Raw genomic sequence first — 2,056 nt, 5'->3', positions numbered from 1 at the left:
CTCGCCGGCTGGCGCCGGAACCGGGGGCTGCGGCTGATCGCCGGCGGCCGGCAGCTTGAGCTGCCCTGGCCGGAACTGAGCGACTTCCCGGACTACGGCCTGATCCGCACCCGGATGGGCTTCGACGAGCAGTTGGCCCGTCACGCGGCGGCCGCCGGCGCCGTCGTGCTGGAACGCCACTCCGTTTCCACCGCCCTCCGGGACGAGGCCGGACGGGTCACCGGGGTCCGCGCCAACGTGCTGGACGGGCGCGGACGCAAGACCGGGGAGACCAAGGACTTCGTCGCCGACGTGGTGCTGGCCGCCGACGGCAACTCCACCCGCACGGCCCTGAGCCTGGGCATCGAGAAGCGCGACGACCGGCCGCTGGGCGTGGCCGTGCGTACCTACTTCACCTCGCCCCGGCACGACGACGACTGGATGGAGGGATGGCTGGAACTCCCCGACGCGGCCGGCAACCCGCTGCCCGGCTACGGCTGGGTCTTCGGCGTCGGCGACGGCACATCCAACGTGGGCCTGGGCATCCTCAACTCGTCCAAGTCCTTCGGCAAGCTGGACTACCGGCAGGTGCTCCGCGAGTGGACCGCCGGCATGCCTGCGGAGTGGGGCTTTACCGAGGAAAACCAGGTGGGACAGGTCCGCGGTGCGGCCCTGCCGATGGGGTTCAACCGGACGCCGCACTACAGCCCCGGCCTGCTGCTGCTCGGCGACGCCGGCGGCATGGTCAGCCCGTTTAACGGAGAGGGCATCTCCTACGCCATGGAGTCCGCCCGCTACGCGGCCGAGCTGATCGCCGACGCGCACGGCCGCTTGTCCGGGACCGGCGGGCAGCTGCTCAGCATGGCCGGCTTTGACGCCGCGATGGCCCGCTACCCGGACATCATCCGCGGGCACTGGGGCAGCCACTTCACGCTGGGCCGGATTTTCGCCCAGCTGATCGGCAAACCGGCCATCATGAAACTGGCCCTGCGGACCGGAATGCCGGTCCCGCCGTTGATGCGCTTCGTGGTGCGGATGCTGGCCAATTTGACCGACTCGGGCGGCAAGGGATTTGAGGATAGAGTTATTCATCTGCTGGAGCAACTGACGCCGCCGGCATCGAACCAGGCCGGCGGCCACAAACCGGCCGGCCATACCGCCCCCACGATTAGTTAGTGTTGAACAGTGACTGACGCCAAACCGAGTTGGACTCCCGCCGGCCAGAACCCGCCGCAGTCGCCGGAGCTGGATACCGCGACTGCCGCCCTTGCCACCAGCCTGAACCTGCCGGACGGCTTCGCCCCGGTGGCCCAGGACGCCGAGCTCGGTCCCGCGGTTTCCACCGCCTTGGCGCGCGTGGAGAAGCAGTTGCGCGCGGCCATCGCGCACTCCGATCCGTTCGCCGACGCCACCAGCCGCCATCTCGTGGAAGCCGGCGGGAAGCGGATCCGTCCGCTGCTGACCATCCTGGCCGCGCAGCTGGGCAACGGCTCCGTTCCCGACGTGGTGCAGGCCGCCGTCGTCGTTGAACTGACGCACCTGGCCACGCTCTACCACGACGACGTGATGGATTCCGCGCCCTACCGCCGGGGTGCCCCGACCGCGCACGAGGTGTGGGGCAACCAGGTGGCCATCCTCGCCGGCGACCTGATCTTCGCCCGCGCCTCGCTGTTGGTGTCCCAGCTGGGGCCCGAAGCAGTCGGCATCCAGGCGCGCACCTTCGAGCGGCTCTGTCTGGGACAGCTGCACGAGACCGTCGGCCCGCGCGAGGACGAGGATCCGGTGGAACACTACCTCTCCGTGATCGCGGACAAGACCGCCTCGCTGATCGCCACGTCCGGCCAGCTCGGCGCCATGTTCTCCGGAGCCGGCGAGCAGGCCGTGAACGTGATGCTGGAATACGGCGAGAAGGTGGGCGTGGCGTTCCAGCTGGCCGACGACGTGATTGACGTGACCGGCCTCAAGGCCAAGTCCGGCAAGACCCCGGGCACCGACCTGCGTGAGGGCGTCCCCACCCTGCCGGTCCTGCTGCTGCGCCAGGCCGCCGCCGACGGCGACGTGTCCGCCGCCGCCGTGC

Annotated in this window: 2 protein-coding genes; both read left to right on the top strand. The window is 70.2% G+C overall.

Annotated features, from left to right (window positions below; all coding sequences use genetic code 11):
• The coding region (locus AC5RUJ_RS15145) for a geranylgeranyl reductase family protein (protein WP_494156127.1) at window positions 1-1,155 on the top strand (1,155 nt) is incomplete at its 5' end.
• Between the two features lie 9 nt (window positions 1,156-1,164).
• On the top strand, window positions 1,165-2,056 hold an 892-nt coding region (locus AC5RUJ_RS15140), incomplete at its 3' end, for a polyprenyl synthetase family protein (protein ID WP_494156126.1).

The sequence above is a fragment of the Arthrobacter sp. Y3223164 genome (assembly GCF_059091005.1).
Note: the sequence above shows the minus strand (reverse complement) of the source record. Positions and strands in the feature narration are given on the sequence as shown.